This is a genomic window from Cupriavidus sp. 01T418, from assembly GCF_056398885.1.
In genome coordinates, this window is sequence record NZ_JBFTQG010000002.1 from 184471 (window position 1) to 208404 (window position 23934).

Consider the following 23934-nt stretch of genomic DNA (forward strand, 5'->3'; position numbering starts at 1 on the left):
CGATCCTGCCGCGTCCGCGCTTCAGCGACGCCGTCTGTCAGGGTCGGCGAGCGGGTCCGGTGTGATCTGGGTCTGGCGCAGCACGCCACCGTCGTCGAAATAGAAATTGAACATCGACGGCCAGGTGTCCTCATGACGGAAGCGGTAAGACCACACCTCGCGCTTCATCAGCGGGAAATACTGCGTGGGCTCGCGGGGCTTGCCGAAGTGCTGCTCCACATCCAGCCTGGTCCAGACATCGACCTTGGCCTTATAGAGTTCGCTGGTCTGCAGCATCTGGCGGAACGCGGTGAGATGGCCGCTGCGGTCGAAATCCGCCGCATAGGCCTGCTGCCCGAAAGGCTGCTTCGAATAGATCCAGCGCTGCGTGCCATCGGCTAGCCGATACGTATCGGTCGGCGTGCCGAAGCGGGCCTGTACGGCCGCTTCCGGCGCGCCCGCCATCTTCTCGCCTTCCTGCACGGGCTGCAGTACGGAGCAGGCCGCCAGCGCGGCAGAGGCTGCCGCGAGCGCGATGCATCTGACAGCACCTGGCAATGGGGTTTTCATGCGTCGTGCCTCGAATCATTGACTGCGATAAGGATCAAGAGTGTAGCTGTGCGCAAAAAGTTGTGCGCGGTCCACTCGCTCTGATTCTCTAGTCACAAACGTATGATAGATTCGCGGCACGTCATAAAAAAGAGCACTAAAAGAGCGCCGATATCCATGTTGTTGCACCCGCGCCATGACCGGCGCCTTCGCGAATCCACTCCCATGCATGGCAAATCCATAGTCCCACCCGAGCTTCAAAGGCTTGGGCTCGACGGTATCCTGATCATCAACGTCCGTTCCTTCGTGGAACGGCGCAAGCATATCGAGGCGCAACTTGCCCGCTTCGGCCTGGCAGGCGACTTCGTCCACGAGTTCGATGCCGAAGATGTTGACCCGGACACCGATCGCGCTTATTTCAGGGGCACAGGGCTGCGCCCCGGGCAGAAGTCCTGCTCGCTCAAGCACGCCGTCGCGCTCAAGCGCATCCAGGAGCGCGGATGGCGGCGCGCCCTGGTGCTGGAAGACGACGCGGTGCTGTCCGACGACTTCGTGGCCGGCCTGGCGCAAGCGCTGAACGAGGCCGCTGCCCACGCGAGCCCGCATGTGATCTATCTGGGGTGCGGTGCGAACCAATACACGCCGCGCAGCAAGCGGGTGGCAGGGCAGCACCTGTACTTCAATACCCGCGGCCGCCTTACCGATTCCTATCTGATCGGTACCAGGGAGGCCGGCCTCAGGCTCGGCTGGATGGCGCGCAACCCGACTGAACTGCCGATCGACCTCGCATTCGACAAAATGGATCAGGAGCTGGGTATCGCCATCCTCTGGTTCGAGAATCCGGTGGTGGAGCAGGGCAGCAAGAACGGCGTGTTTCGTAACACGCTCGAGCCCGTTGCCCGCGACCGCCTTGTGCAACGGTTGCATTTCAACTGGAAAAAACTCTGGCAAAAGCGCGTGCGCCAGATCTGGCGCTAGATCTGGCGCTAGTGTCCTTTCGGTCATCGGACTGCACCTGTGTTCGGGTCGGCATCCTCGCTCAACGCCTGGCTTTGACGCATGGCGGTGCCATTTGCCTCCGTCTGGCCCGTGGCTTACCATGCAGCGCTTTGGCGGGAGAAGCGCAGATGTGGGTTAAACGATGGCTGGCCGGCTGTTTGCTGGCGATAGCGGCAAGCGCCGGCGCGCAGGAGCCGATCCGTCTTGGCATGATCGAGGGCTTGTCCGGCCCCTTCGCCAACGCGGGCGATGCCGTTGTGCGCAACCTGCGCATCGCCATCGACCGCGTCAATGCGCGTGGCGGCGTCAAGACCGCGGAGGGGCCGCGTTCCTTCGAACTCGTCACTTTCGACAGCAAGGGCAATGTCGACGAGAGCCTGATCCAGTTGCGCGGCCTGGTCGACCGCCACATCCCCTTTGTCCTGCAAGGCAACAGCTCGGCGGTGGCTGGCGCGCTGGTGGGTGCCATCAACCGGCACAACGCGCGCCAGCCCGACGCGCGCGTGCTGTTCCTCAACTATTCCGCGGTCGATCCCGTGCTGACCAACGAAGGCTGCAGCTTCTGGCATTTCCGCTTCGATGCCAGCGCCGACATGCGCATGCAGGCGCTGACCGAGGTGATCCGCGCCGACACCAGCGTGCGGCGCGTCTACCTGATCGACCAGGATTACAGTTTCGGCCATCAGGTGGCCCGCTCGGCGCGCGAGATGCTGGCCGCCAAGCGTCCTGGGCTGCGCATTGTGGGTGATGAATTCCACCCGATCGGCAAGATCAAGGACTTCGCCCCGTATATCGCCAAGATCAAGGCCAGTGGCGCGGACGCCGTGATTACGGGCAACTGGGGCAACGATCTCACACTGATGGTCAAGGCTGCGCGCGAGGGTGGGTTGACGGCCAGGTTCTACACATTCTATGGGAATGGCCTGGGCGCCCCGGCGGCCATGGGCGACGCCGGGGTAGGGCGGGTGCTGGCGGTGGCCGAATGGCATCCGAATGTTGGCGGCGCTGCGTCGGATGCGTTCTATCAGGCCTTCCGGACGCGCTACCCGGAACCAAAGGACGACTATGTGCACCTGCGCATGCAGATGATGGTGGAGATGCTGGCCAGGGCGATCGAGACGGCGGGGTCCACGGACGCGATCAAGGTGGCGCGGGCGCTGGAGGGCATGCGGTATGTCAACGATTTCCATGATGCGACGATTCGCGCCGATGACCATCAGGTGCTGCAGCCGCTTTACGTTTCCGTGATGGCGCGGCAGGGTGGGGATGTGCGGTTTGATAACGAAGGGTCGGGGTATGGATTCCGGACCGTCAGGAAGTTGAAGGCTGCGCAGACTACTTTGCCTACTACTTGCAAGATGGAGAGGCTTTAGGGGGAGACCCTGCCAAAGACCGGCGCCACCCAAACTCCAGCTCCGCCATTCCCGATTTCCGCTATAATCGCCGCCTGTCGCAGCCAACCGGTTCTCCAACCGACCCTGGCCAGGACAGAAAATTGCCTGACAGCAACCGCAAGGGCACGACGCATACGGCACATTCCGCGCTGTAGCGTTCGCAAGTGAAAAGGAAATCACCATGGCAGTCGCCGAAATCAATAGCAAGACCGAAGTCATCAAGCAGTTCGCACGTGCAGCCAACGACACCGGCAGCCCGGAAGTCCAGGTCGCCCTGCTGACCAACCGCATCAACGAACTGACCCCCCACTTCAAGGCCAACATGAAGGATCACCACAGCCGCCGCGGCCTGCTGCGCATGGTGAGCCGTCGTCGTCGCCTGCTGGACTACCTCAAGGCCAACGACGCCGATCGTTATCGTTCGCTGATCGAGAAGCTCGGCCTGCGTAAGTAAGCAGCCAGGATCGTCCGGATGGCAGCACGAATGGATGCACTGCACGCCTTCGCGTGAGCCACGAATGCCTGTGTCAGCCCCGCTGATGCAGGCATTTTGTTTTTGCGGCCGGGAGGTCCATGCTCGAAACGCTTCGGGTGATTTTTATTTCAGTTGATGGCGCCATGCCCCCCGGGATGGCGCCCGTTGCGCCAAGACGTGCAACGGAGTAAGTTACTTCGTTCTTTAGCCTTTTTAGCTCTTTTACCGTAATCCATACCGGAGTCGGGCAAGGAAACAGGGCTTTGTGTCATTCCAGCGCGGTATCTGCCAGGCAGGCCTGACAGGTGCCGCGCTGGAATGGCATAGCACTTCCCTGTAACTGCGACCGGCGATGATCCGGCAGTTCGCCCGCGGCTGCTAACGCGGGCGTTGCACAAGCGTGCAAGCGCGAATTAAAGGAACGCTCATGACCATGTTCAACAAGATCGTCAAGGAATTCCAGTGGGGTCAGCACAAGGTGCGCCTGGAAACTGGCGAAATTGCCCGCCAGGCTGGTGGTGCCGTGATCGTCGACATTGAAGACACCGTGGTGCTCGCCACCGTCGTCGCAGCCAAGTCGCCCAAGGCCGGCCAGGACTTCTTCCCGCTGACCGTCGACTACATCGAAAAGACCTACGCTGCCGGCAAGATCCCCGGTGGCTTCTTCAAGCGTGAAGGCCGTCCCTCGGAAAACGAGACGCTGACCTCGCGCCTGATCGACCGTCCGCTGCGGCCGCTGTTCCCGGAAGGCTTCTATAACGAAGTGCAGGTGGTCATCCACGTGCTGTCGCTGAATCCGGAAGTACCGGCCGACATCCCCGCCCTGATCGGCGCCTCGGCTGCCCTGGCAGTGTCGGGCATTCCGTTCAGCGGCCCGGTGGGCGCTGCCCGCATCGGCTACAAGGATGGCCAGTACCTGCTGAACCCGACCCGTTCGCAGATCGCCGCTTCGGAACTGGATCTCGTGGTTGCAGGTACCGAGCGCGCCGTGCTGATGGTGGAATCGGAGGCCCGCCAGCTGTCGGAAGAAGTGATGCTGGGCGCGGTGGTCTATGGCCACGAGCAGATGCAGACCGCCATCAACGCCATCCATGACCTGGTGCGCGACGGCGGCAAGCCGGAGTGGGACTGGACCGCGGCACCGAAGAACGAAGCGCTGATCGCCAAGGTTGGCGAGATCGCCTTGCCGCTGCTGCAGGACGCTTACCAGCTGCGCCAGAAGTCGGCCCGCAGCCAGAAGCTGAAGGAAGTCTACGCCACCGTGACGGCCCAGCTGGCCGAAGCCGGCGTCGAAGCCGACAAGGTCGAAGTGGGCAACGTGCTGTTCGACATCGAAGCCAGGATCGTGCGCGGCCAGGTGCTGTCGGGCGAGCCGCGCATCGACGGCCGCGACACCCGCACCGTGCGCCCGATCGAGATCCGCTCGTCGGTGCTGCCGCGCGCCCACGGCTCGGCCATCTTCACCCGTGGTGAAACCCAGGCGCTGGTGATTGCCACGCTGGGCACCAAGGGCGACGAGCAGATCATCGACGCGCTTGCCGGCGAATACCGCGACCGCTTCATGCTCCACTACAACATGCCTCCGTTCGCCACCGGCGAAACCGGCCGCGTGGGCAGCCCGAAGCGCCGCGAAATCGGTCACGGCCGCCTGGCCAAGCGCGCGCTGATCCCGGTCCTGCCGAAGGACGATGAATTCGCCTACACCATTCGCCTGGTGTCGGAAATCACCGAATCCAACGGCTCGTCGTCGATGGCATCGGTGTGCGGCGGCTGCCTGGCACTGATGGACGCCGGTGTGCCGATCAAGGCGCACGTGGCCGGCGTGGCCATGGGCCTGATCCTGGAAGGCAACAAGTTCGCCGTGCTGACCGACATCCTCGGCGACGAGGATCACCTCGGCGACATGGACTTCAAGGTCGCGGGTACCGACACCGGCATCACCGCGCTGCAGATGGACATCAAGGTCCAGGGCATCACCAAGGAAATCATGCAGGTCGCGCTGGCGCAAGCCAAGGAAGGCCGCTTGCATATCCTGGGCAAGATGCAGGGTGCGATGGGCCATGCGCGCACCGAACTGTCGGAGCACGCACCGCGCATGATCACCATGAAGATCCATCCGGACAAGATCCGCGAAGTGATCGGCAAGGGCGGCTCGACCATCCAGGCGCTCACCAAGGAAACCGGCACCACCATCGACATCCAGGAAGACGGCACCATCACCATCGCCTCGACCTCGACCGAAGGCATGGCCGAAGCCAAGCGCCGCATCGAAGGCATCACCGCGGAAGCCGAAGTGGGCAAGATCTACGCCGGCACCGTGCTCAAGCTGCTGGACTTTGGCGCCATCGTGAATATCCTGCCGGGCAAGGACGGCCTGCTGCATATTTCCGAGATCGTCAACGAGCGTGTCAAGGACATCAAGGATTGGCTCAAGGAAGGCCAGCACGTTCGCGTGAAGCTGATCCAGGCTGACGAGAAGGGCCGCCTGCGCCTGTCCCTGAAGGCCGCGCTGGCCGAAGAGGGCGGCAGCATCAGCCCGATCGCCAACACCGGCGAAGCACCGGCCGCATCGGCTGCACCGGCTCCGGCTGCACCGGCAGCGCCGGCAGCGCCGGCTGCACCGACGACGCCGTCGCCGGATCAGCAGCAGTAAGCGTTTCGCGGTATCCGTAGTATCCGTAGCAGAAAAAGCGGCTGGCGATGTCCAGCCGTTTTTTTGTTTACACTGCCGCCAGTCCCGCCTGATGCAGCCGGCTACCGCTGCGTGGCGGATGCGCAGATTGATCCCCCGCCGTGCGCGCGAGCCCGCCGCATGGCATAGCAAGGAGCAGCAATGCAAGTCATTGAAATCCGCGAGTACGGCGCCCCCGAAGTCCTGCAACTGGCGCAACGCCCCGATCCCGTGCCCAAGGCCGGCGAGATACTGATCCGCGTGGCCGCGGCCGGCATCAACCGCCCCGACGTGTTCCAGCGCATGGGCAACTATCCGGTGCCTCCCGGCGCTTCCGACCTGCCGGGCCTGGAAGTGGCTGGCGTGGTGGCCGGCGGCGACCTGGCGCATGCGGACAACCGCTTTGGCCTGAAGCTGGGCGATCGCGTCTGCGCGCTGGTGCAGGGCGGCGGCTATGCCGAGCTGTGCGCGGCGCCGGTGGCGCAATGCCTGCCGGTACCGGCAGGCCTGTCGGATATCGAGGCCGCCGCATTGCCCGAGACCTTCTTCACGGTGTGGAGCAATGTGTTCGATCGCGGCTACCTGGGCCGCGGCCCGTTGGGCAAGGACGAGACGCTGCTGATCCAGGGCGGCTCCAGCGGCATTGGCACGACCGCCATCCAGATCGCCAAGGGACTGGGCCACAAGGTGTTCGTGACGGCGGGCAGCGCGGAAAAATGCCGTGCCTGCGAGGAACTGGGCGCCGACCGCGCCATCAACTACAAGACCGAGGACTTCGTCGCCGAGGTCAAGGCCCTGACCGGTGGCCGTGGCGCGGACGTCATCCTCGACATGGTGGCCGGCCCCTACCTGGCGCGCGAGCTATCCTGCGTGGCCGACGACGGCCGCATCGTGCTCATTGCGCTGCTGGGCGGCGCCAAGGCGGAGATTCCGTTGAGCGACATCCTGCGCCGCCGCATCACCGTGACCGGTTCGACACTGCGGCCCCGGCCCGTCTCGTTCAAGGGTGAGATCGCGCAGGCGCTGCACCAGCACGTCTGGCCGCTGCTGGCCGCGGGCAAGATCAAGCCGGTGATCCACCAGGTCTTCCCGGCCGCCCAGGCCGCCGATGCGCATCGGCTGATGGAATCCAGCGAGCACATTGGCAAGATCGTCCTGACCTGGTAACCAGGTGCGGCCGAGGCCCCGCGCCCCGGCCGATTTCGGCACCTTCGGTGGCGTCGAGCCCTGGCCCGCGTTACAATGCCGGGTTTGATTGAGAGGGCGCCCTGTGAGAGAAAAGCTCGTCATCGGTAACTGGAAGATGCACGGCAGCCTGGCCGCGAATGCGGCTTTGCTGGAAGGTATCAAGGCTGTGCCGGCACGTGCCCGCCTTGCGGTGTGTGCGCCGTTCCCTTACCTGGCGCAGTGCCAGTCTTTGCTGGCTGGCTCCAGCGTGGCCTGGGGCGCGCAAGACGTATCCGCCGAGGCACGCGGCGCCTTTACGGGCGAAGTGGCGGCATCCATGCTGGCGGAGTTTGGTGTTTCGTACGCCCTGGCGGGGCATTCGGAACGCCGCTGCTACCATGGCGAGAGCGATGCCACGGTGGCGGCCAAGGCGCTGCGCGCGCTCGAATTCGGCATCGTCCCGGTGGTGTGCGTGGGCGAAACCCTGGCGCAGCGCGAGGCTGGCGAAACCGAGGCGGTGGTTGGCCGTCAGCTCGGCGCCGTGCTCGAAGCACTGTCGCGGGAGCAGCTTGGGCGTATCGTGCTGGCTTATGAGCCGGTGTGGGCGATCGGCACGGGCAAGACCGCCAGCAGCGAGCAGGCCCAGGCCGTGCACGCCTTCCTGCGCGGCCAGGTGGCGGCGCACGATGCAGGCGTGGCGGCTCGCATGGCCATGTTGTACGGCGGTAGCGTCAAGCCGGACAACGCGGCAGAACTATTTTCCATGCCCGACATCGACGGGGGCCTGATCGGAGGCGCGTCGCTGAAGTCGGACGATTTCCTCGCGATCGGCAACGCCTGAATGCCGGCCGCTTACATGGTCTGATCAGGCAAGCGAATCGAACCAAATGGCAATTTTCAAAACTTTGTTGGTAGTGGCGCAGGTACTGTCCGCGCTTGGCGTGATTGGCCTGGTGCTGCTGCAGCATGGCAAGGGCGCCGATGTTGGCGCCGCGTTCGGCTCGGGGGCCTCGGGCAGCCTGTTCGGCGCCAGCGGCTCGGCCAACTTCCTGTCGCGTACCACTGCCGTGCTGGCTACACTGTTCTTTGTCTGCACGCTGAGCCTGACGCTGATGGGTAACTATCGGCCGGCGGCTTCGCTGGGCGTGATGGGCTCAGCGCCTGCGGTGGCGCCGGCAGTGGCGGGTGCTTCCGCGCCTGCTGCAGCGGCTGCTGCCGCCTCGGGTCCGTCTGCGCCTGCCGTACCGAAATAATCAACGAGCCTTGTGTCCGATTCTTGAAGATTTTTGCAGTTGTGCATTGAACAATACGAGAATCCTAGGATAGAATACGAGGCTTGAAACGATCTCCCAGCGACGGGGCTCCAGCCAGGATAAGGTATCCCAGCCAGAGTTCCGAAGGGTGTAAAAACCCAGGGCCCTGAAAAGCCCGGCGCGAGGCAATATTGTTTCTCCCCCAGCCGACGTGGTGAAATTGGTAGACACGCTATCTTGAGGGGGTAGTGGCGAAAGCTGTGCGAGTTCGAGTCTCGCCGTCGGCACCAAACAACTTGATCGGGGCATGCATCCGTAGCTTATTCTGGATGCATGCCCCGGCCAGTCCGCAAGGCGGCGTCGGAATTTCTACGGAATGGCGCTTGGGGTGGGCAACAGGACGCCGCTTACCGCTGGTGCTGTTGACAACATTCCAGATAAGGCTGGCCGTACCTTGAATCTCGAAGCCTACTTCCCCGTCCTCATCTTCATCATCTTCGGTGTCGTGCTCGGCATTGCCCTGATGTCGATCGGCCGAATTCTCGGTCCAAACAAACCTGATTCCGCGAAGCTCTCTCCCTACGAGTGCGGCTTCGAAGCGTTCGAGGACGCGCGCATGAAGTTCGATGTGCGCTACTACCTCATCGCTATTCTTTTTATCCTGTTCGATCTCGAAACCGCCTTCCTGTTTCCCTGGGGTGTAGCCCTGCGGGATATCGGCTGGCAGGGTTTCTTCGCCATGGGCGTGTTTCTGCTGGAATTCATCGTGGGCTTCGTCTACATCTGGAAAAAGGGCGCGCTCGATTGGGAGTGATGTGATATGGCAATCGAAGGCGTTCTCAATGAAGGCTTCGTCACGACTACCGCTGACAAGCTGATCAACTGGACCCGCACCGGGTCGCTCTGGCCGATGACCTTTGGCCTGGCGTGCTGTGCTGTGGAAATGATGCATGCTGGCGCCGCGCGCTACGACATGGACCGCTTCGGCGTGATTTTCCGTCCGTCGCCACGCCAGTCGGACGTGATGATCGTGGCCGGCACGCTGTGCAACAAGATGGCCCCCGCGCTGCGCAAGGTCTACGACCAGATGGCGGAGCCGCGTTGGGTGATCTCGATGGGTTCGTGCGCAAATGGCGGTGGCTACTATCACTACTCGTATTCGGTGGTGCGTGGTTGCGACCGGATCGTGCCGGTGGATATCTATGTGCCTGGCTGCCCCCCGACGGCGGAAGCGCTGATCTACGGCATCATCCAGCTGCAGAACAAGATCCGCCGCACCAACACCATCGCGCGCAAGGGCTGACATGTCGAACCTCGATACTCTGAAGGCCGCGCTCGAAAAGGTACTGGGCAAGCGTATCCAGAAACTGGTGGAAGCGGTAGGCGAGCTTACCCTTATCATCAATGCCGAAGACTCCCTCGAAGCCGCGCTGATGCTGCGCGACGATCCGTCGCTGCGCTTCGAGCAGCTGATCGACGTCTGCGGCGTCGACTATTCTTCCTACGGCGATGGCGCCTGGAACGGTCCCCGTTTTGCTGCCGTGACGCACCTGTTGTCGGTGACGCACAACTGGCGCGTGCGCGTGCGCGTGTTCGCGCCGGACGACGACGTGCCCGTGGTGCCGTCGCTGAACGACGTCTGGAACTCGGCCAACTGGTTCGAGCGCGAAGCGTTCGACTTCTACGGTATCGTGTTCGAAGGCCATAACGACCTGCGTCGCCTGCTGACCGACTACGGCTTTGTCGGCCACCCGTTCCGCAAGGATTTCCCGGTCTCTGGCTATGTCGAGATGCGCTACGACCCCGAGCAGAAGCGGGTGATCTACCAGCCCGTCACGATCGAGCCGCGCGAGGTGACGCCGCGCATCATCCGCGAAGAGAATTACGGCGGCTTGCAGCACTGAGAACGCGCAATGGCAGATATCAAGAACTACACCCTGAACTTCGGCCCACAGCACCCTGCGGCACACGGCGTGCTGCGCCTGGTGCTGGAGCTGGACGGCGAAGTCATCCAGCGCGCCGACCCCCATATCGGCCTGCTGCACCGTGCCACCGAAAAGCTGGCCGAGCAGAAGACCTGGATCCAGAGCGTGCCGTACATGGACCGTCTCGACTACGTGTCGATGATGGTCAACGAGCATGCTTACGTGATGGCCATCGAGAAACTACTCGATCTCGAAGTGCCGATCCGCGCGCAATACATCCGCGTGATGTTCGACGAGATCACGCGCCTGCTGAACCACCTGATGTGGATCGGTTCGCACGCGCTCGACGTCGGCGCGATGGCGGTGTTCCTGTACGCCTTCCGCGAACGCGAGGACATGTTCGACATGTACGAGGCGGTATCGGGCGCGCGCATGCACGCCGCCTATTACCGTCCGGGCGGCGTGTATCGCGACCTGCCGGACACAATGCCGCAATACAAGGCGTCGAAGATCCACAACGAGCGTGCCATCAAGGCCATGAACGAAGCGCGTTCGGGCTCGCTGCTGGACTTCATCGAGGACTTCACCAACCGTTTCCCGAAGTACGTCGACGAATACGAGACGCTGCTGACGGACAACCGGATCTGGAAGCAGCGCCTGGTGGGCATCGGCGTGGTGAGTCCCGAGCGTGCGCTGCAGATGGGCTTTACCGGCCCGATGCTGCGCGGCTCCGGCATCGAGTGGGACCTGCGCAAGAAGCAGCCCTACGAAGTGTATGACCGCATGGACTTCCAGGTCCCGGTGGGCGTGGGCGGCGATTGCTACGCGCGCTACCTGGTGCGGGTCGAAGAGATGCGCCAGTCCAACGGCATCATCAGGCAGTGCATCGACTGGCTGCGCCGCAACCCCGGCCCGGTGATCAGCGACAACCACAAGGTGACGCCGCCGTCGCGCGTGGACATGAAGTCCAACATGGAAGAGCTGATCCACCACTTCAAGCTCTTTACCGAAGGCCTTCACGTGCCGGAAGGCGAGACCTACGCGGCGGTGGAGCACCCGAAGGGCGAGTTCGGCATCTATGCGATCTCCGACGGCGCGAACAAGCCGTATCGCCTGAAGATCAGGGCCCCGGGCTTCGCCCATCTGGCCGCCCTGGACGAAATGGCCAAGGGCCACATGATTGCGGACGCGGTGACGATTATCGGTACCCAGGACATCGTCTTCGGCGAGATCGACCGCTGACCAGTACCTAGTACCGCCGGCCCCGGACGACGATCCGGACGCCCCTGGCAAGGACCCGGAACAGCGGTGTCCGGCCACGGGAAACCCGCGGTGGGCCCTGCATGCACAGGCATGCGGGCCGCAACGGCAGCGACGGCTGCAAACCTGCGGATGATGCGCGCCACGTGGCGGCGCAATGTCCGCAAATGACTCGGCGTATTACAGCAACGACCATGCTATCAGCAGAAGCTCTCAAGGAAATCGATCGCGCGATCGCCAAGTATCCGGCTGACCAGAAGCAGTCGGCCGTGATGGCGGCGCTGGCCGTGGCGCAGGGCGAAGTGGGCTGGGTCTCCCCGGAAGTCATGCAGTTCGTTGCCAGCTACCTCGACATGCCGCCGGTATGGGTCGAGGAGGTTGCAACCTTCTACAACATGTACGACACCAAGCCGGTCGGCAAGTACAAGCTCACCGTCTGCACCAACCTGCCGTGCGCCCTGTCGGGCGGCGAGCGGGCTGGCGACTATCTCAAGCAAAAGCTTGGCATCGACTACAACGAAACCACCCCGTGCGGCACCTTCACGCTCAAGGAAGGCGAGTGCATGGGTGCCTGCGGCGACGCACCGGTGATGATCGTCAACAATACCCGCATGTGCAGCTTCATGAGCGACGCCAGGCTGGACGCGCTGTTGGACGAGTTCAAGGGTACCGCCAAGGGGGACAAGTAACATGACCTCTCTGCATGACCGCCACATCAAGCCGCTGATCCTGGCCGGCCTCGATGGCGCCAACTGGCACCTCGAAGACTACGTCAAGCGCGGCGGCTATCAGCAGCTCAAGCGCATCCTGACCGAGAAGATCACGCCCGAGCAGGTGATCGCGGACGTCAAGGCCTCCGGCCTGCGCGGCCGTGGCGGCGCGGGCTTCCCCACCGGCCTGAAGTGGAGCTTCATGCCGCGTCAGTTCCCCGGCCAGAAGTACCTGGTCTGCAACACCGACGAGGGCGAGCCCGGTACCTTCAAGGACCGCGACATCATCCGCTACAACCCGCACGCGCTGATCGAAGGCATGGCCATCGGTGCGTACGCGATGGGCATCACCGTGGGCTACAACTACATCCACGGCGAGATCTGGAACGAATACAAGATCTTCGAGCAAGCGCTCGAAGAGGCGCGTGCCGCCGGCTTCCTGGGTGACAACATCCTGGATTCGGGCTTCAACTTCCAGTTGCACGCGCACCACGGCTATGGTGCCTACATCTGCGGCGAGGAAACCGCGCTGCTCGAATCGCTGGAAGGCAAGAAAGGCCAGCCGCGCTTCAAGCCGCCGTTCCCGGCCAGTTTCGGCCTGTACGGCAAGCCGACCACCATCAACAACACCGAGACGTTTGCCGCGGTGCCGTTCCTGCTGTCGATGGGTCCGGAAAACTACCTGAAGATGGGCAAGCCGAACAACGGCGGCTCCAAGATCTTCTCGATCTCCGGCGACATCGAGCGCCCCGGCAACTACGAGATCCCGCTGGGCACGCCGTTTGCGACCCTGCTGGAACTGGCTGGCGGCATGCGCGGCGGCAAGCGCATCAAGGCAGTGATCCCGGGCGGCTCGTCGGCGCCGGTGGTGCCGGGCGACATGATGATGGCGTCCGACATGGACTACGACTCGATCGCCAAGGCCGGCTCGATGCTGGGCTCGGGCGCGGTGATCGTGATGGACGAGACGCGCTGCATGGTTCGCTCGCTGCTGCGCCTGTCGTATTTCTACTTTGAGGAATCGTGCGGCCAGTGCACGCCGTGCCGCGAAGGCACCGGCTGGCTCTATCGCATGGTGAATCGCATCGAACACGGAGAAGGGCGCCAGGAAGACCTGGACCTGCTCAATAACGTCGCTGAAAACATCATGGGCCGCACCATCTGCGCGCTCGGTGATGCGGCAGCGATGCCGGTCCGCGGCATGCTCAAGCACTACTGGAAAGAGTTCGAATATCACGTCGAACACAAGCAGTGCATGGTTCCGGCCTACTCTTAAGCGTGGCAGAACATGGTTGAACTCGAGATCGACGGCAAGAAGGTTGAGGTTGCTGAAGGCAGCCTGGTGATGGAAGCCGCCCGCCAGTTGGGCACCTACATCCCGCACTTCTGCTACCACCGTAAATTGTCCATCGCGGCGAACTGCCGCATGTGCCTGGTTGAGGTTGAGAAAGCGCCCAAGGCGCTGCCCGCCTGCGCCACGCCGGTCACCCCTGGCATGAAGGTCTTCACCAATTCGGAGAAGGCGGTCAAGGCCCAGAAGTCGGTGATGGAATTCCTGCTGATCAACCACCCGCTGGATTGCCCGATCTGCGATCAGGGCGGCGAGTGCCAGCTGCAGGATCTGGCCGTGGGCTACGGCGCATCGGAATCGCGCTACAAGGAAGAAAAGCGCGTCGTCTTCCACAAAAACGTGGGCCCGCTGATCTCCATGGAAGAGATGAGCCGCTGCATCCATTGCACCCGCTGCGTGCGCTTTGGCCAGGAAGTGGCCGGCGTGATGGAGCTGGGCATGCTGGGACGCGGCGAGCACTCCGAGATCACCACCTTCGTCGGCCAGACCGTGGATTCGGAACTGTCCGGCAACATGATCGACCTGTGCCCGGTCGGTGCGCTGACCAGCAAGCCGTTCCGCTACTCGGCCCGTACCTGGGAACTGGCCCGCCGCAAGTCGGTGTCGCCGCACGATGGCCTGGGCGCGAACCTGGTTGTGCAGACCAAGAACCAGCGCGTGATGCGCGTGCTGCCGCTGGACAACGAAGCCGTCAACGAATGCTGGCTGTCCGACAAGGACCGTTTCTCGTACGAAGGCCTGAACAGCGCCGACCGTCTCACCAGGCCGCTGCTCAAGCAGGGCGGCGAGTGGATGGAAACCGACTGGCAGACCGCGCTGGAATACGTGGCCAACGGCCTCGCCAGCATCAAGCGCGACCACGGCGCCGACCAGATCGCCGCGCTGGCCAGCCCGCACAGCACGCTGGAAGAACTCCACCTGCTGGCCAGGCTGGTACGCGGCCTGGGCAGCGATAACGTCGACTTCCGCCAGCGCCAGACCGATTTCTCGGCCGCCATCAAGGGCGCGCCGTGGCTGGGCCTGCCGATCGCCGACGTCTCCACGCTGCAACGCGTGCTGGTGATCGGTTCGTCGCTGCGCAAGGATCATCCGCTGCTGGCCGCGCGTCTGCGCCAGGCCGGCAAGAAGGGCGCCCGCGTGGCCGTGCTCGGCGCCAGCGCCGACGACCTGCTGATGCCGCTGGCCGCACGCATCGACGCCGCACCGTCGGGCTGGACCGCGGCCCTGGCCGGCGTGGCCCGTGCCGTCGCCGCCGCCAAGGGCGTGGCCGCGCCGGCGGGCACCGAAGGCTTCGACGGCGACGACAAGGCCAGGCTGGTGGCCGATGCGCTGCTGTCGGGCGAGCGCCGCGCCGTGTTCCTCGGCAACGAGGCCGTGCGTCACCCGCAATTCGCCGCGCTGCACGCGCTGGCACAGTGGATCGCCACGGAAACCGGCGCCACGCTGGGCTTCCTGACCGAAGCCGCGAACACCGTCGGCGGGCATATCGCCGGCGCGCTGCCGCAGAACAGCGGCGCCAACGCGCAGGCCATGTTCGACACGCCGCGCCGCGCCTATGTGCTGCTGAACACGGAACCCGAGTTCGATGCCGCCAACCCGCGCCAGGCCCTGGCCGCGCTGGCCCAGGCCGGCACCGTGGTGGTGTTGTCGCCGTTCCGATCGGAAGCCGCGCTGCAATACGCCGACGTGATCCTGCCGGTGACCCCGTTCACCGAGACCGCCGGTACGTTCGTGAACTGCGAAGGCCTGCCGCAAAGCTTCAACGGCGTCGTCCGCGCGCTGGGCGATTCGCGTCCGGCCTGGAAGGTGCTGCGCGTGCTGGGCAATCTGCTGGACCTGCCTGGCTTCGACTACGAGACCGCCGAAAACGTGCGCGACGAAGTGCTGGCCAAGCCGGTTGCACCGCAACTGAACAACGGCACCGACGCGGCCATCCGTGTGAGCGCCGCCGTGGGTGGCATCGAACGCATCGCCGATGTGCCGATCTACCACGCCGACCCGATCGTGCGCCGTGCCGATTCGCTGCAACTCACCGCGGCCGCGCGCCGCGCCATGCAAGCCGGCCTGTCGGCCGACCTGTTCGCCTCGCTGGGCGTGCAGGCGGGCGACCCGGTGCGCGTGACGCAAGGGCAGGGCAGCGTGGTACTGCCGGCCGCGCTCGAAGCCGCACTGCCAGCCGGTACCGTGCGCGTGTCCGCCGGCACCGTGGCAGCAGCCAGCCTGGACGTGGCGTCCGGCACCGTCACCGTAGAGAAAGCCATCGACCTGGCTACCGCCGCGAAGGGTGCGGCCGAGTCGGCTGCCACGGCATAAGAAGAGCGAGAAAGAAAGATGATCGATTGGATTACCTCGCAAGGACAGAATCTCTTCGGTGGCGCCTGGACGCCGCTGTGGATCCTGATTCGCGCCGTGGTCATTGTGGTGCCGCTGCTGTTGTGCGTGGCCTACCTGATCCTGTGGGAGCGCAAGCTCATCGGCTGGATGCACGTGCGTATCGGCCCGAACCGGGTCGGCCCGCTGGGTCTGCTGCAGCCGATCGCCGACGTGCTCAAGCTGCTGCTCAAGGAAGTGATGATGCCCACGCAGGTCAGCCGGGGCATGTACCTGGTTGCCCCGCTGATGGTGCTGATGCCCGCCGTGGCGATCTGGGCGGTGATTCCGTTCCAGGCCGAAGTGGTGATGGCCAACGTCAACGCCGGCCTGCTGTATGTGATGGCGATCAGCTCGGTCGGCGTGTACGGCGTGATCCTGGCCGGCTGGGCCTCCAACTCCAAGTACGCCTTCATCGGCGCCATGCGCGCCGCGGCGCAGATGGTGTCGTATGAAATCGCCATGGGCTTCGCCCTGGTGACGGTGCTGATGGTGTCGGGCAGCCTGAACCTGTCGGCCATCGTCAACTCGCAGAACACCGGCTACTTCGCCAATATGGGGATCAACGTACTGTCGTGGAACTGGCTGCCGCTGCTGCCCATGTTCGGCGTGTACTTCATCTCCGGCGTGGCCGAAACCAACCGCCACCCGTTCGACGTGGTGGAAGGCGAATCGGAAATCGTGGCCGGCCACATGATCGAGTACTCGGGCATGGGCTTCGCGCTGTTCTTCCTGGCCGAGTACATCAACATGATCGTCATCTCCACGATGACCGCGTTGATGTTCCTGGGAGGCTGGGCGCCGCCGTTCGAAAGCTTCATCACGAACGCGGTCCCGGGCTTCTTCTGGCTGCTGATCAAGGTATTCCTGCTGCTGTCGGTGTTTATCTGGATCCGTGCCTCGTTCCCGCGCTACCGCTATGACCAGATCATGCGCCTGGGCTGGAAGATCTTCATCCCGCTGACGGTGGGCTGGCTGATCATCGTGGCGATCTGGATCCGGTCGCCCTGGAATATCTGGCACTGAACGGCCAAAGCAAGGGCGCAGCCGCATTCGGCGGCGCCCTGTGGAATCATTAGGAAGCAATTGTCATGCTGCTCGCCATCAAGGACTTCTTCAACAGCCTGCTCCTGAAGGAACTCTTCAAGGGCATGGCTCTGACCGGGCGCTATCTCTTCGCGCGCAAGATCACAGTCCAGTTCCCCGAAGAGAAAACGCCGATGTCGCCGCGTTTTCGCGGCCTGCACGCGCTGCGCCGTTATCCCAACGGCGAAGAGCGCTGCATCGCCTGCAAGCTGTGCGAAGCGGTTTGCCCGGCACTGGCCATCACCATCGAGTCCGATGCCCGCGTCGACGGCACCCGCCGTACCACGCGCTATGACATCGACCTGACCAAGTGCATTTTCTGCGGTTTCTGCGAGGAAGCCTGCCCGGTGGACGCCATCGTCGAGACGCATATCCTCGAATACCACGGCGAGAAGCGCGGCGACCTGTACTTCACCAAGGACATGCTGCTGGCCGTGGGCGACCGCTACGAACCGCAAATCGCCGCGGCCAAGGCCGCGGACGCCAAGTACCGTTAATACGGCGCAATACAGGGTGTGTCCGCCGAGTCTGGCGGACGCTGCCAATGAATAGTGAATCGGGCCCCGTGCGGGGCTAACGAAAAGGATGCCGCAAGGTCAGGCCACCAGGGGTGGCTTGTGCCGGAAGGCTCGACGAGGACCATGGAACTCACGACCACCATCTTCTATGTCTTTGCGCTGGTGCTGGTGCTCTCCGCACTGAAAGTCATCACTGCGAAGAACCCGGTGCACTCCGCACTGTTCCTCGTGCTGTCGTTTTTTACGGCAGCCGCGATCTGGATGCTGCTGAAGGCCGAATTCCTCGCCATCCTGCTGGTGCTGGTGTACGTGGGCGCCGTGATGGTGCTGTTCCTGTTCGTGGTGATGATGATCGATATCGACATCGAGCACCTGCGACGGGACTTCTGGACCTATGTGCCGCTGGCTTCGGTGGTTGGCGCGCTGATCATTGCCGAAATGGCCACCGTGCTGGTGCGCAATTTCATCGGCACGGTCACGCCGCTGAACAACGTCGTGCGCGGCCCGGACTACTCGAATACCGCCGAGCTCGGCAAGCTGATCTACACCGACTACAACTACGCCTTTGAAGTGGCCGGCATCATCCTGCTGGTGGCCATCATCGCCGCGGTTGCGCTGACGCTGCGCCACCGCAAGGACACCAAGGCGCAGGACGTGGGCGAGCAGCTGCGTACCCGCCGCCAGGACCGCGTGCGCCTGGTCACGATGCCCAGCGAAGCCCGTGCCGGCACCCAAGCCAGCCCGGATGCCGCGGCTGCCGCCAACAAGAACTAAAGCCCGGAGAAACGCTGTGCTCTCTCTCGCCCATTTCCTCGTGCTCGGTGCGATCCTGTTCGCCATCAGCATCGTTGGTATTTTCCTGAACCGCAAGAACGTCATCGTGCTGCTGATGGCGATCGAACTGATGCTGCTTGCGGTCAATATGAACTTCGTCGCCTTCTCGCACTATCTGGGCGACCTGGCAGGACAGGTTTTCGTTTTCTTCATCCTCACGGTGGCTGCGGCCGAATCGGCAATCGGCCTTGCAATTCTGGTCGTGCTGTTCCGCAACCTGGACACGATCAACGTGGACGACATGGATACCCTCAAGGGCTGATCCCCGTCACTACGTTATGAACCAAGACCGTTCTCCGACCGCACACCACTAAGCGTCCTATGGCAACCACGCTCGACCCCAACCTGCTACTGGCGATTCCGCTCGCACCGCTCGCCGGTGCAGCGATCGCCGGCCTGTTCGGCACCAAGTTCTTCAGCACGTTCTCCTCGGAGACGCGCGCCGGCCGCACGCTGGCCCACACCGTGACGATCCTCGGCGTGGCGATCTCCTGCCTGCTGTCGATCATCGTGCTGATGGACGTCATGAACGGCGCGAGCTTCAATGCCACCGTGTACGAGTGGATGAAGATCGGCGAGCTCAAGATGGAAGTGGGCTTCCTGGTCGACTCGCTGACCGCGATGATGATGGTGGTGGTGACCTTCGTCTCGCTGATGGTGCACATCTACACCGTCGGCTACATGACCGGCGACCCCGGCTACAACCGCTTCTTCGCCTACATCTCGCTGTTCACCTTCTCGATGCTGATGCTGGTGATGAGCAACAACTTCCTGCAGCTGTTCTTCGGCTGGGAAGCCGTGGGCCTGGTGTCGTACCTGCTGATCGGCTTCTGGTACACCCGCCCGACCGCCATCTACGCCAACCTGAAGGCCTTCCTGGTCAACCGCGTCGGTGACTTCGGCTTTGTCCTCGGCATCGGCCTGCTGCTGGCCTACAGCGGCAGCATGAACTACACCGACGTCTTCGCCGCGCGCGACCAGCTCGCCACGGTGATCTTCCCGGGCACCGACTGGATGATGATCACGGTCGCCTGCATCTGCCTGTTCATCGGCGCGATGGGCAAGTCGGCCCAGTTCCCGCTGCACACGTGGCTGCCCGATTCGATGGAAGGCCCGACCCCGATCTCCGCGCTGATCCACGCCGCCACCATGGTGACGGCCGGCATCTTCATGGTCACGCGCATGTCGCCGCTGTTCGAACTGTCGGATACCGCGCTGTCGTTCGTGCTGGTGATCGGCGCCATTACCGCGCTGTTCATGGGCTTCCTGGGCATGATCCAGAACGACATCAAGCGCGTGGTGGCTTACTCCACGCTGTCGCAGTTGGGCTACATGACGGTCGCGCTGGGCGCGTCGGCCTACTCGGTGGCGGTGTTCCACCTGATGACGCACGCGTTCTTCAAGGCACTGCTGTTCCTGGCGGCCGGTTCGGTCATCATCGGCCTGCACCATGACCAGGACATCCGCAATATGGGCGGCCTGCGCAAGTACATGCCGATTACCTGGATCACGTCGCTGGTGGGTTCGCTGGCGCTGATCGGCACGCCGTTCTTCGCGGGCTTCTACTCCAAGGACTCGATCATCGAGGCAGTGGCCGAATCGCATATCGCGGGCTCCGGCTTCGCTTACTTCGCGGTGCTGTCCAGCGTGTTCGTCACCGCGTTCTACTCCTTCCGCATGTACTTCCTGGTGTTCCACGGCGAAGAGCGTTTCGGCAAGGATCACGGCGCGCATCACGCGGGCAACCATGAGGACGAGGAAGTCACCGCCGACCACCATCACGGCCTGGCGCCGGGCGAGAAGCCGCACGAGTCGCCCTGGGTTGTCACGCTGCCCCTGGTGCTGCTGGCGATCCCGTCGGTGGTGATCGGCGCCATCACGATCAAGCCGTTGCTGTTCGGCGACTTCTTCAAGCACGGCGTGGCCTTCAAGGACGTGATCTACGTCGGCGAGAACCACCATGCCATGAAAGAACTGGCCGAAGCCTTCCCCGGCTGGCTGGAGATGGCCCTGCATTCGGTGACGACCCCGGTGCTGTGGCTGGCGATCGCCGGCGTGGCGCTGCCCTGGTTCTTCTACATGAAGCGTCCGGATATCCCCGCGGCAATCAAGCAGCGCTTCTCGGGCTTGTACACACTGCTGGACAACAAGTACTACATGGACGCAATCAACGACGCCGTGTTTGCCCGCGGTGGCCGTCTGCTCGGCGCCGGCCTGTGGAAGGGCGGCGACCAGGGCCTGATCGATGGCCTGGTGGTCAACGGCGCCGCGCGCGTGGTGGCCTGGTTCGCTTCGGTGAGCCGTTACCTGCAATCCGGCTACATCTATCACTACGCATTCGCCATGATCCTGGGCATGCTGATCCTGCTGACGATGACGGTGTTCGGCACCCCATTCGCCACGGTGAGCGCCAAGTAAGGAAAACAAGAAAATGGTTCTGTCTTTCGCTATCTGGCTGCCGATCTTTTTCGGCCTGCTGGTCCTTGCCTCGGGTTCCGACCGTAGCGCCGGCTATGTCCGCTGGATGTCGCTGTTCGGCTCGATCGCCAGCTTCATCGTGACGCTGCCGCTGGTCCTCCACTTCGACCGTTCCACCGCAGCGATGCAGTTCGTGGAGAAGGCGGCCTGGATCGAGCGTTTCAAGATCGACTACCACCTGGGTGTCGACGGCATCTCGATGTGGTTCGTGGTGCTGACCGCCTTCATCACGGTGATCGTGGTGATCTCCGCCTGGGAAGTGATCACCGAGCGCGTGGCCGAGTACATGGCCTCGTTCCTGATCCTGTCGGGCTTGATGGTCGGTGTGTTCAGCGCGCTCAACGGCATGCTGTTCTACGTGTTCTTTGAAGCCACGCTGATCCCGATGTACATCATCATCGGCGTCTGGGGCGGCCCGAACCGTGTGTACGCGGCCTTCAAGTTCTTCCTCTACACGCTGCTCGGCTCGCTGCTGACGCTGGTTGCGCTGCTGTACCTGTACAGCAAGACCGGTACCTTCGACATCCTCGAATGGCACCAGGCCAAGCTGTCGATGAACGAGCAGATCGCACTGTTCATCGCGTTCTTCCTGGCCTTCGCGGTCAAGGTGCCGATGTGGCCGGTCCACACCTGGCTGCCCGACGCGCACGTGGAAGCGCCGACCGGCGGCTCGGTCGTGCTGGCCGCCATCATGCTGAAGCTGGGTGCCTACGGTTTCCTGCGGTTCTCGCTGCCGATCGCGCCGGACGCCAGCCATAGCATGGCCGCTTTCATCATCACCATCTCGCTGATCGCGGTGATCTATATCGGCCTGGTCGCGATGGTGCAGGCCGACATGAAGAAGCTGGTGGCGTACTCGTCGATCGCCCACATGGGCTTCGTCACGCTCGGTTTCTTCATCTTCAGCGAGATCGGCATCGAGGGCGGCATCATCCAGATGATCTCGCACGGCTTTATCTCGGGCGCCATGTTCCTTTGCATCGGGGTGCTGTACGACCGCATGCATTCGCGCCAGATCGCCGATTACGGCGGTGTGGTGAACACCATGCCGAAGTTCGCGGCGCTGTCGGTGTTCTTCGCCATGGCCAACTGCGGCCTGCCGGCCACCTCGGGTTTCGTCGGCGAGTTCATGGTGATCCTGGGCGCGGTCAAGTTCAACTTCTGGATCGGCCTGCTGGCCGCCACCGCACTGATCCTGGGCGCTGCCTATTCGCTGTGGATGGTCAAGCGCGTGATCTTTGGCGACATCGTGCACAAGCATGTGGCCGAGCTGGTCGACCTGAACAAGCGCGAGTTCCTCATGCTCGGCCTGCTGGCGATCATGACGCTCTATATGGGCCTGTATCCGAAACCCTTCACCGATGTGATGCACGCGTCCGTTGTGAACCTGCTGTCGCACGTGGCGCAGTCGAAGCTGTAATCGGGGAGAGAAACAAACATGCAACCGTCCTCGACATTGGCACCTGTGGCGCCAATTATTTTCCTGGCGATCGCCATCGCCGCGGTCAACTGGATCGATCTTGCCCGTGGCAGGAACCGCACCAGCGTGGCCTATCCGCTGTCGCTGCTGACCACGCTGGTGCTGACCGTGTGGTTCGGGCTGAACGCGGCGGCCGGCGATACGCACTACGCCTTCTCCAACCTGGTGGTGGTGGACCCGATGGCCAATGTGCTGTCGGCCTTCGCGTCCGGTGCACTGCTCGTCACGCTGGTCTATACGCGTGGCTATGTGGCTGACCGCGACTTGTTCACCGGCGAGTTCTACATGCTCGCGCTGTTCACGCTGGGCGGCCAGATCGTGATGATCACCGGCAACAACTTCCTGACCCTGTACCTGGGCCTGGAACTGCTGTCGCTGGCGTCCTACGCGCTGGTGGCCCTGCGCCGCGACAGTCGCGTGACGTCCGAATCGGCCATCAAGTACTTCGTGCTGGGCGCGCTGGCTTCGGGCTTCCTGCTGTATGGCATGTCCATGCTCTACGGTGCTACCGGGTCGCTCAACCTCGGCCAGGTGTTGCGCGTCGTGGAATCGGGCCGTGTCAACACCACCATGCTGGCGTTCGGTGTGGTCTTCCTGGTGGCGGGCATTGCGTTCAAGATGGGCGCCGCGCCGTTCCATATGTGGATTCCGGACATCTACCAGGGCTCGCCGACCGCGGTGACGCTGCTGATCGCCGGCGCACCCAAGCTGGCCGCATTCGCCATGGCGCTGCGCCTGCTGGTGGAAGGCCTGCTGCCGCTGGCGGTGGACTGGCAAACCATGCTGGTAGTCCTGTCCGTGGCCTCCCTGGCCATCGGTAACCTGACCGCCATCGTGCAGACCAACCTGAAGCGGATGCTGGCTTACTCCACCATCTCGCACATGGGCTTCCTGCTGCTGGGCCTGCTGTCGGGCGTGGCCGACGGCAAGGCCGACGGCGCCGCCAGCGCCTACGGTTCGTCGATGTTCTACGCGGTGACCTATGTGATCACCACGCTGGGCACCTTCGGCATCGTGCTGCTGCGCGCCGGCAAGGACTTCGAGGCCGAGACCCTGGACGACCTCAGGGGCCTGTCGCGCAAGAATCCCTGGTACGCGCTGCTGATGCTGGTGATGATGTTCTCGCTGGCCGGCATTCCGCCGACCATGGGCTTCTACGCCAAGCTGGCCGTGCTCGAGGCGGTGGTCCATAGCGGCATGACCTGGCTGGCCGTGGTGGCGGTGCTGTTCTCGCTGATCGGCGCGTTCTACTACCTGCGCGTGGTCAAGCTGATGTACTTCGATGCACCGGCCGACGAGCGCGAGCTGGAGTCGAGCTTCGGCATGCGTTCGATGCTGACCCTGAACGGCGCGGTCATCATCGCCCTGGGCCTGTTCCCGGCAGCGCTGATGAACCTTTGCTACCAGGCCATCCGCGCCTCGCTGGCGTCCTGAT

General features: G+C 63.4%; 22 protein-coding genes and 1 tRNA gene. 22 read left to right on the forward strand and 1 reads right to left on the reverse strand.

Annotation, left to right across the window (positions count from 1 at the left end; genetic code table 11):
• Nucleotides 1–21 precede the first annotated feature (21 nt).
• Entirely contained in the window at nt 22–549 is a 528-nt protein-coding gene (locus AC1DQ3_RS02910; RefSeq protein ID WP_477118668.1) for a hypothetical protein, read from the reverse strand.
• A gap of 204 nt (nt 550–753) precedes the next feature.
• Here AC1DQ3_RS02910 and AC1DQ3_RS02915 point away from each other — a divergent pair, with 204 nt between their 5' ends.
• The 22 genes from AC1DQ3_RS02915 to nuoN all read left to right on the forward strand — a co-directional run bounded on the left by AC1DQ3_RS02915 (nt 754) and on the right by nuoN (nt 23933).
• Nucleotides 754–1506: a glycosyltransferase family 25 protein gene (locus AC1DQ3_RS02915; protein WP_477118669.1), complete on the forward strand. Its 753-nt coding sequence runs from the start codon at nt 754–756 to the stop codon at nt 1504–1506.
• Nucleotides 1507–1655: 149 nt separating this feature from the next.
• Complete coding sequence (locus tag AC1DQ3_RS02920; RefSeq protein WP_477118670.1) at nt 1656–2900, forward strand: branched-chain amino acid ABC transporter substrate-binding protein; 1245 nt, start codon at nt 1656–1658, stop codon at nt 2898–2900.
• 202 nt (nt 2901–3102) lie between these two features.
• Nucleotides 3103–3375 (forward strand): 30S ribosomal protein S15, encoded by a 273-nt coding sequence (rpsO, locus tag AC1DQ3_RS02925; RefSeq protein ID WP_035868720.1) that lies wholly within the window; start codon nt 3103–3105, stop codon nt 3373–3375.
• A gap of 448 nt (nt 3376–3823) precedes the next feature.
• Entirely contained in the window at nt 3824–6049 is a 2226-nt protein-coding gene (gene pnp / locus AC1DQ3_RS02930) for a polyribonucleotide nucleotidyltransferase (RefSeq protein ID WP_477118671.1), read from the forward strand.
• A 180-nt stretch (nt 6050–6229) separates the two neighbouring features.
• Complete coding sequence (locus tag AC1DQ3_RS02935) at nt 6230–7234, forward strand: NAD(P)H-quinone oxidoreductase (RefSeq protein WP_477118672.1); 1005 nt, start codon at nt 6230–6232, stop codon at nt 7232–7234.
• A 103-nt stretch (nt 7235–7337) separates the two neighbouring features.
• Entirely contained in the window at nt 7338–8075 is a 738-nt protein-coding gene (tpiA, locus tag AC1DQ3_RS02940; RefSeq protein ID WP_477118673.1) for a triose-phosphate isomerase, read from the forward strand.
• Between the two features lie 46 nt (nt 8076–8121).
• Nucleotides 8122–8487 carry a preprotein translocase subunit SecG gene (gene secG, locus AC1DQ3_RS02945; protein WP_477118674.1) on the forward strand — a complete coding sequence of 122 codons (366 nt, stop codon included), beginning with the start codon at nt 8122–8124 and terminating at the stop codon, nt 8485–8487.
• Nucleotides 8488–8692: 205 nt separating this feature from the next.
• A tRNA-Leu gene (locus AC1DQ3_RS02950) sits at nt 8693–8777 on the forward strand.
• Between the two features lie 164 nt (nt 8778–8941).
• Nucleotides 8942–9301, forward strand: coding sequence for an NADH-quinone oxidoreductase subunit A (locus AC1DQ3_RS02955; RefSeq protein ID WP_017228180.1), 360 nt, complete (start codon nt 8942–8944; stop codon nt 9299–9301).
• Nucleotides 9302–9307: 6 nt separating this feature from the next.
• Nucleotides 9308–9790 carry a NuoB/complex I 20 kDa subunit family protein gene (locus AC1DQ3_RS02960; protein WP_006156837.1) on the forward strand — a complete coding sequence of 161 codons (483 nt, stop codon included), beginning with the start codon at nt 9308–9310 and terminating at the stop codon, nt 9788–9790.
• A gap of 1 nt (nt 9791) precedes the next feature.
• Nucleotides 9792–10391 (forward strand): NADH-quinone oxidoreductase subunit C, encoded by a 600-nt coding sequence (locus AC1DQ3_RS02965; protein ID WP_477118675.1) that lies wholly within the window; start codon nt 9792–9794, stop codon nt 10389–10391.
• A gap of 9 nt (nt 10392–10400) precedes the next feature.
• Nucleotides 10401–11654, forward strand: a complete 1254-nt coding sequence (locus AC1DQ3_RS02970) for an NADH-quinone oxidoreductase subunit D (protein ID WP_477118676.1) — start codon at nt 10401–10403, stop codon at nt 11652–11654.
• Between the two features lie 212 nt (nt 11655–11866).
• Nucleotides 11867–12361, forward strand: a complete 495-nt coding sequence (nuoE, locus tag AC1DQ3_RS02975) for an NADH-quinone oxidoreductase subunit NuoE (protein ID WP_477118677.1) — start codon at nt 11867–11869, stop codon at nt 12359–12361.
• Nucleotide 12362: 1 nt separating this feature from the next.
• The gene (gene nuoF, locus AC1DQ3_RS02980; RefSeq protein ID WP_477118678.1) at nt 12363–13658 is read left to right on the forward strand and encodes an NADH-quinone oxidoreductase subunit NuoF; all 1296 of its coding nucleotides are present in this window, start codon (nt 12363–12365) and stop codon (nt 13656–13658) included.
• A gap of 12 nt (nt 13659–13670) precedes the next feature.
• Nucleotides 13671–16046 (forward strand): NADH-quinone oxidoreductase subunit NuoG, encoded by a 2376-nt coding sequence (gene nuoG, locus AC1DQ3_RS02985; RefSeq protein ID WP_477118679.1) that lies wholly within the window; start codon nt 13671–13673, stop codon nt 16044–16046.
• Between the two features lie 18 nt (nt 16047–16064).
• A complete protein-coding gene (nuoH, locus tag AC1DQ3_RS02990; RefSeq protein WP_267606000.1) occupies nt 16065–17129 on the forward strand; it encodes an NADH-quinone oxidoreductase subunit NuoH in 1065 nt (354 codons plus the stop codon).
• 65 nt (nt 17130–17194) lie between these two features.
• Nucleotides 17195–17686, forward strand: coding sequence for an NADH-quinone oxidoreductase subunit NuoI (gene nuoI / locus AC1DQ3_RS02995; RefSeq protein WP_017224316.1), 492 nt, complete (start codon nt 17195–17197; stop codon nt 17684–17686).
• 144 nt (nt 17687–17830) lie between these two features.
• Nucleotides 17831–18481 (forward strand): NADH-quinone oxidoreductase subunit J, encoded by a 651-nt coding sequence (locus AC1DQ3_RS03000; protein ID WP_477118680.1) that lies wholly within the window; start codon nt 17831–17833, stop codon nt 18479–18481.
• Nucleotides 18482–18497: 16 nt separating this feature from the next.
• Nucleotides 18498–18803 carry an NADH-quinone oxidoreductase subunit NuoK gene (gene nuoK / locus AC1DQ3_RS03005; protein ID WP_006156828.1) on the forward strand — a complete coding sequence of 102 codons (306 nt, stop codon included), beginning with the start codon at nt 18498–18500 and terminating at the stop codon, nt 18801–18803.
• Nucleotides 18804–18862: 59 nt separating this feature from the next.
• Complete coding sequence (nuoL, locus tag AC1DQ3_RS03010; RefSeq protein ID WP_477118681.1) at nt 18863–20959, forward strand: NADH-quinone oxidoreductase subunit L; 2097 nt, start codon at nt 18863–18865, stop codon at nt 20957–20959.
• Between the two features lie 13 nt (nt 20960–20972).
• Complete coding sequence (locus AC1DQ3_RS03015) at nt 20973–22439, forward strand: NADH-quinone oxidoreductase subunit M (RefSeq protein WP_477118682.1); 1467 nt, start codon at nt 20973–20975, stop codon at nt 22437–22439.
• Nucleotides 22440–22457: 18 nt separating this feature from the next.
• Nucleotides 22458–23933: an NADH-quinone oxidoreductase subunit NuoN gene (nuoN, locus tag AC1DQ3_RS03020; protein ID WP_477118683.1), complete on the forward strand. Its 1476-nt coding sequence runs from the start codon at nt 22458–22460 to the stop codon at nt 23931–23933.
• The last annotated feature ends 1 nt before the right edge of the window (nt 23934 follow it).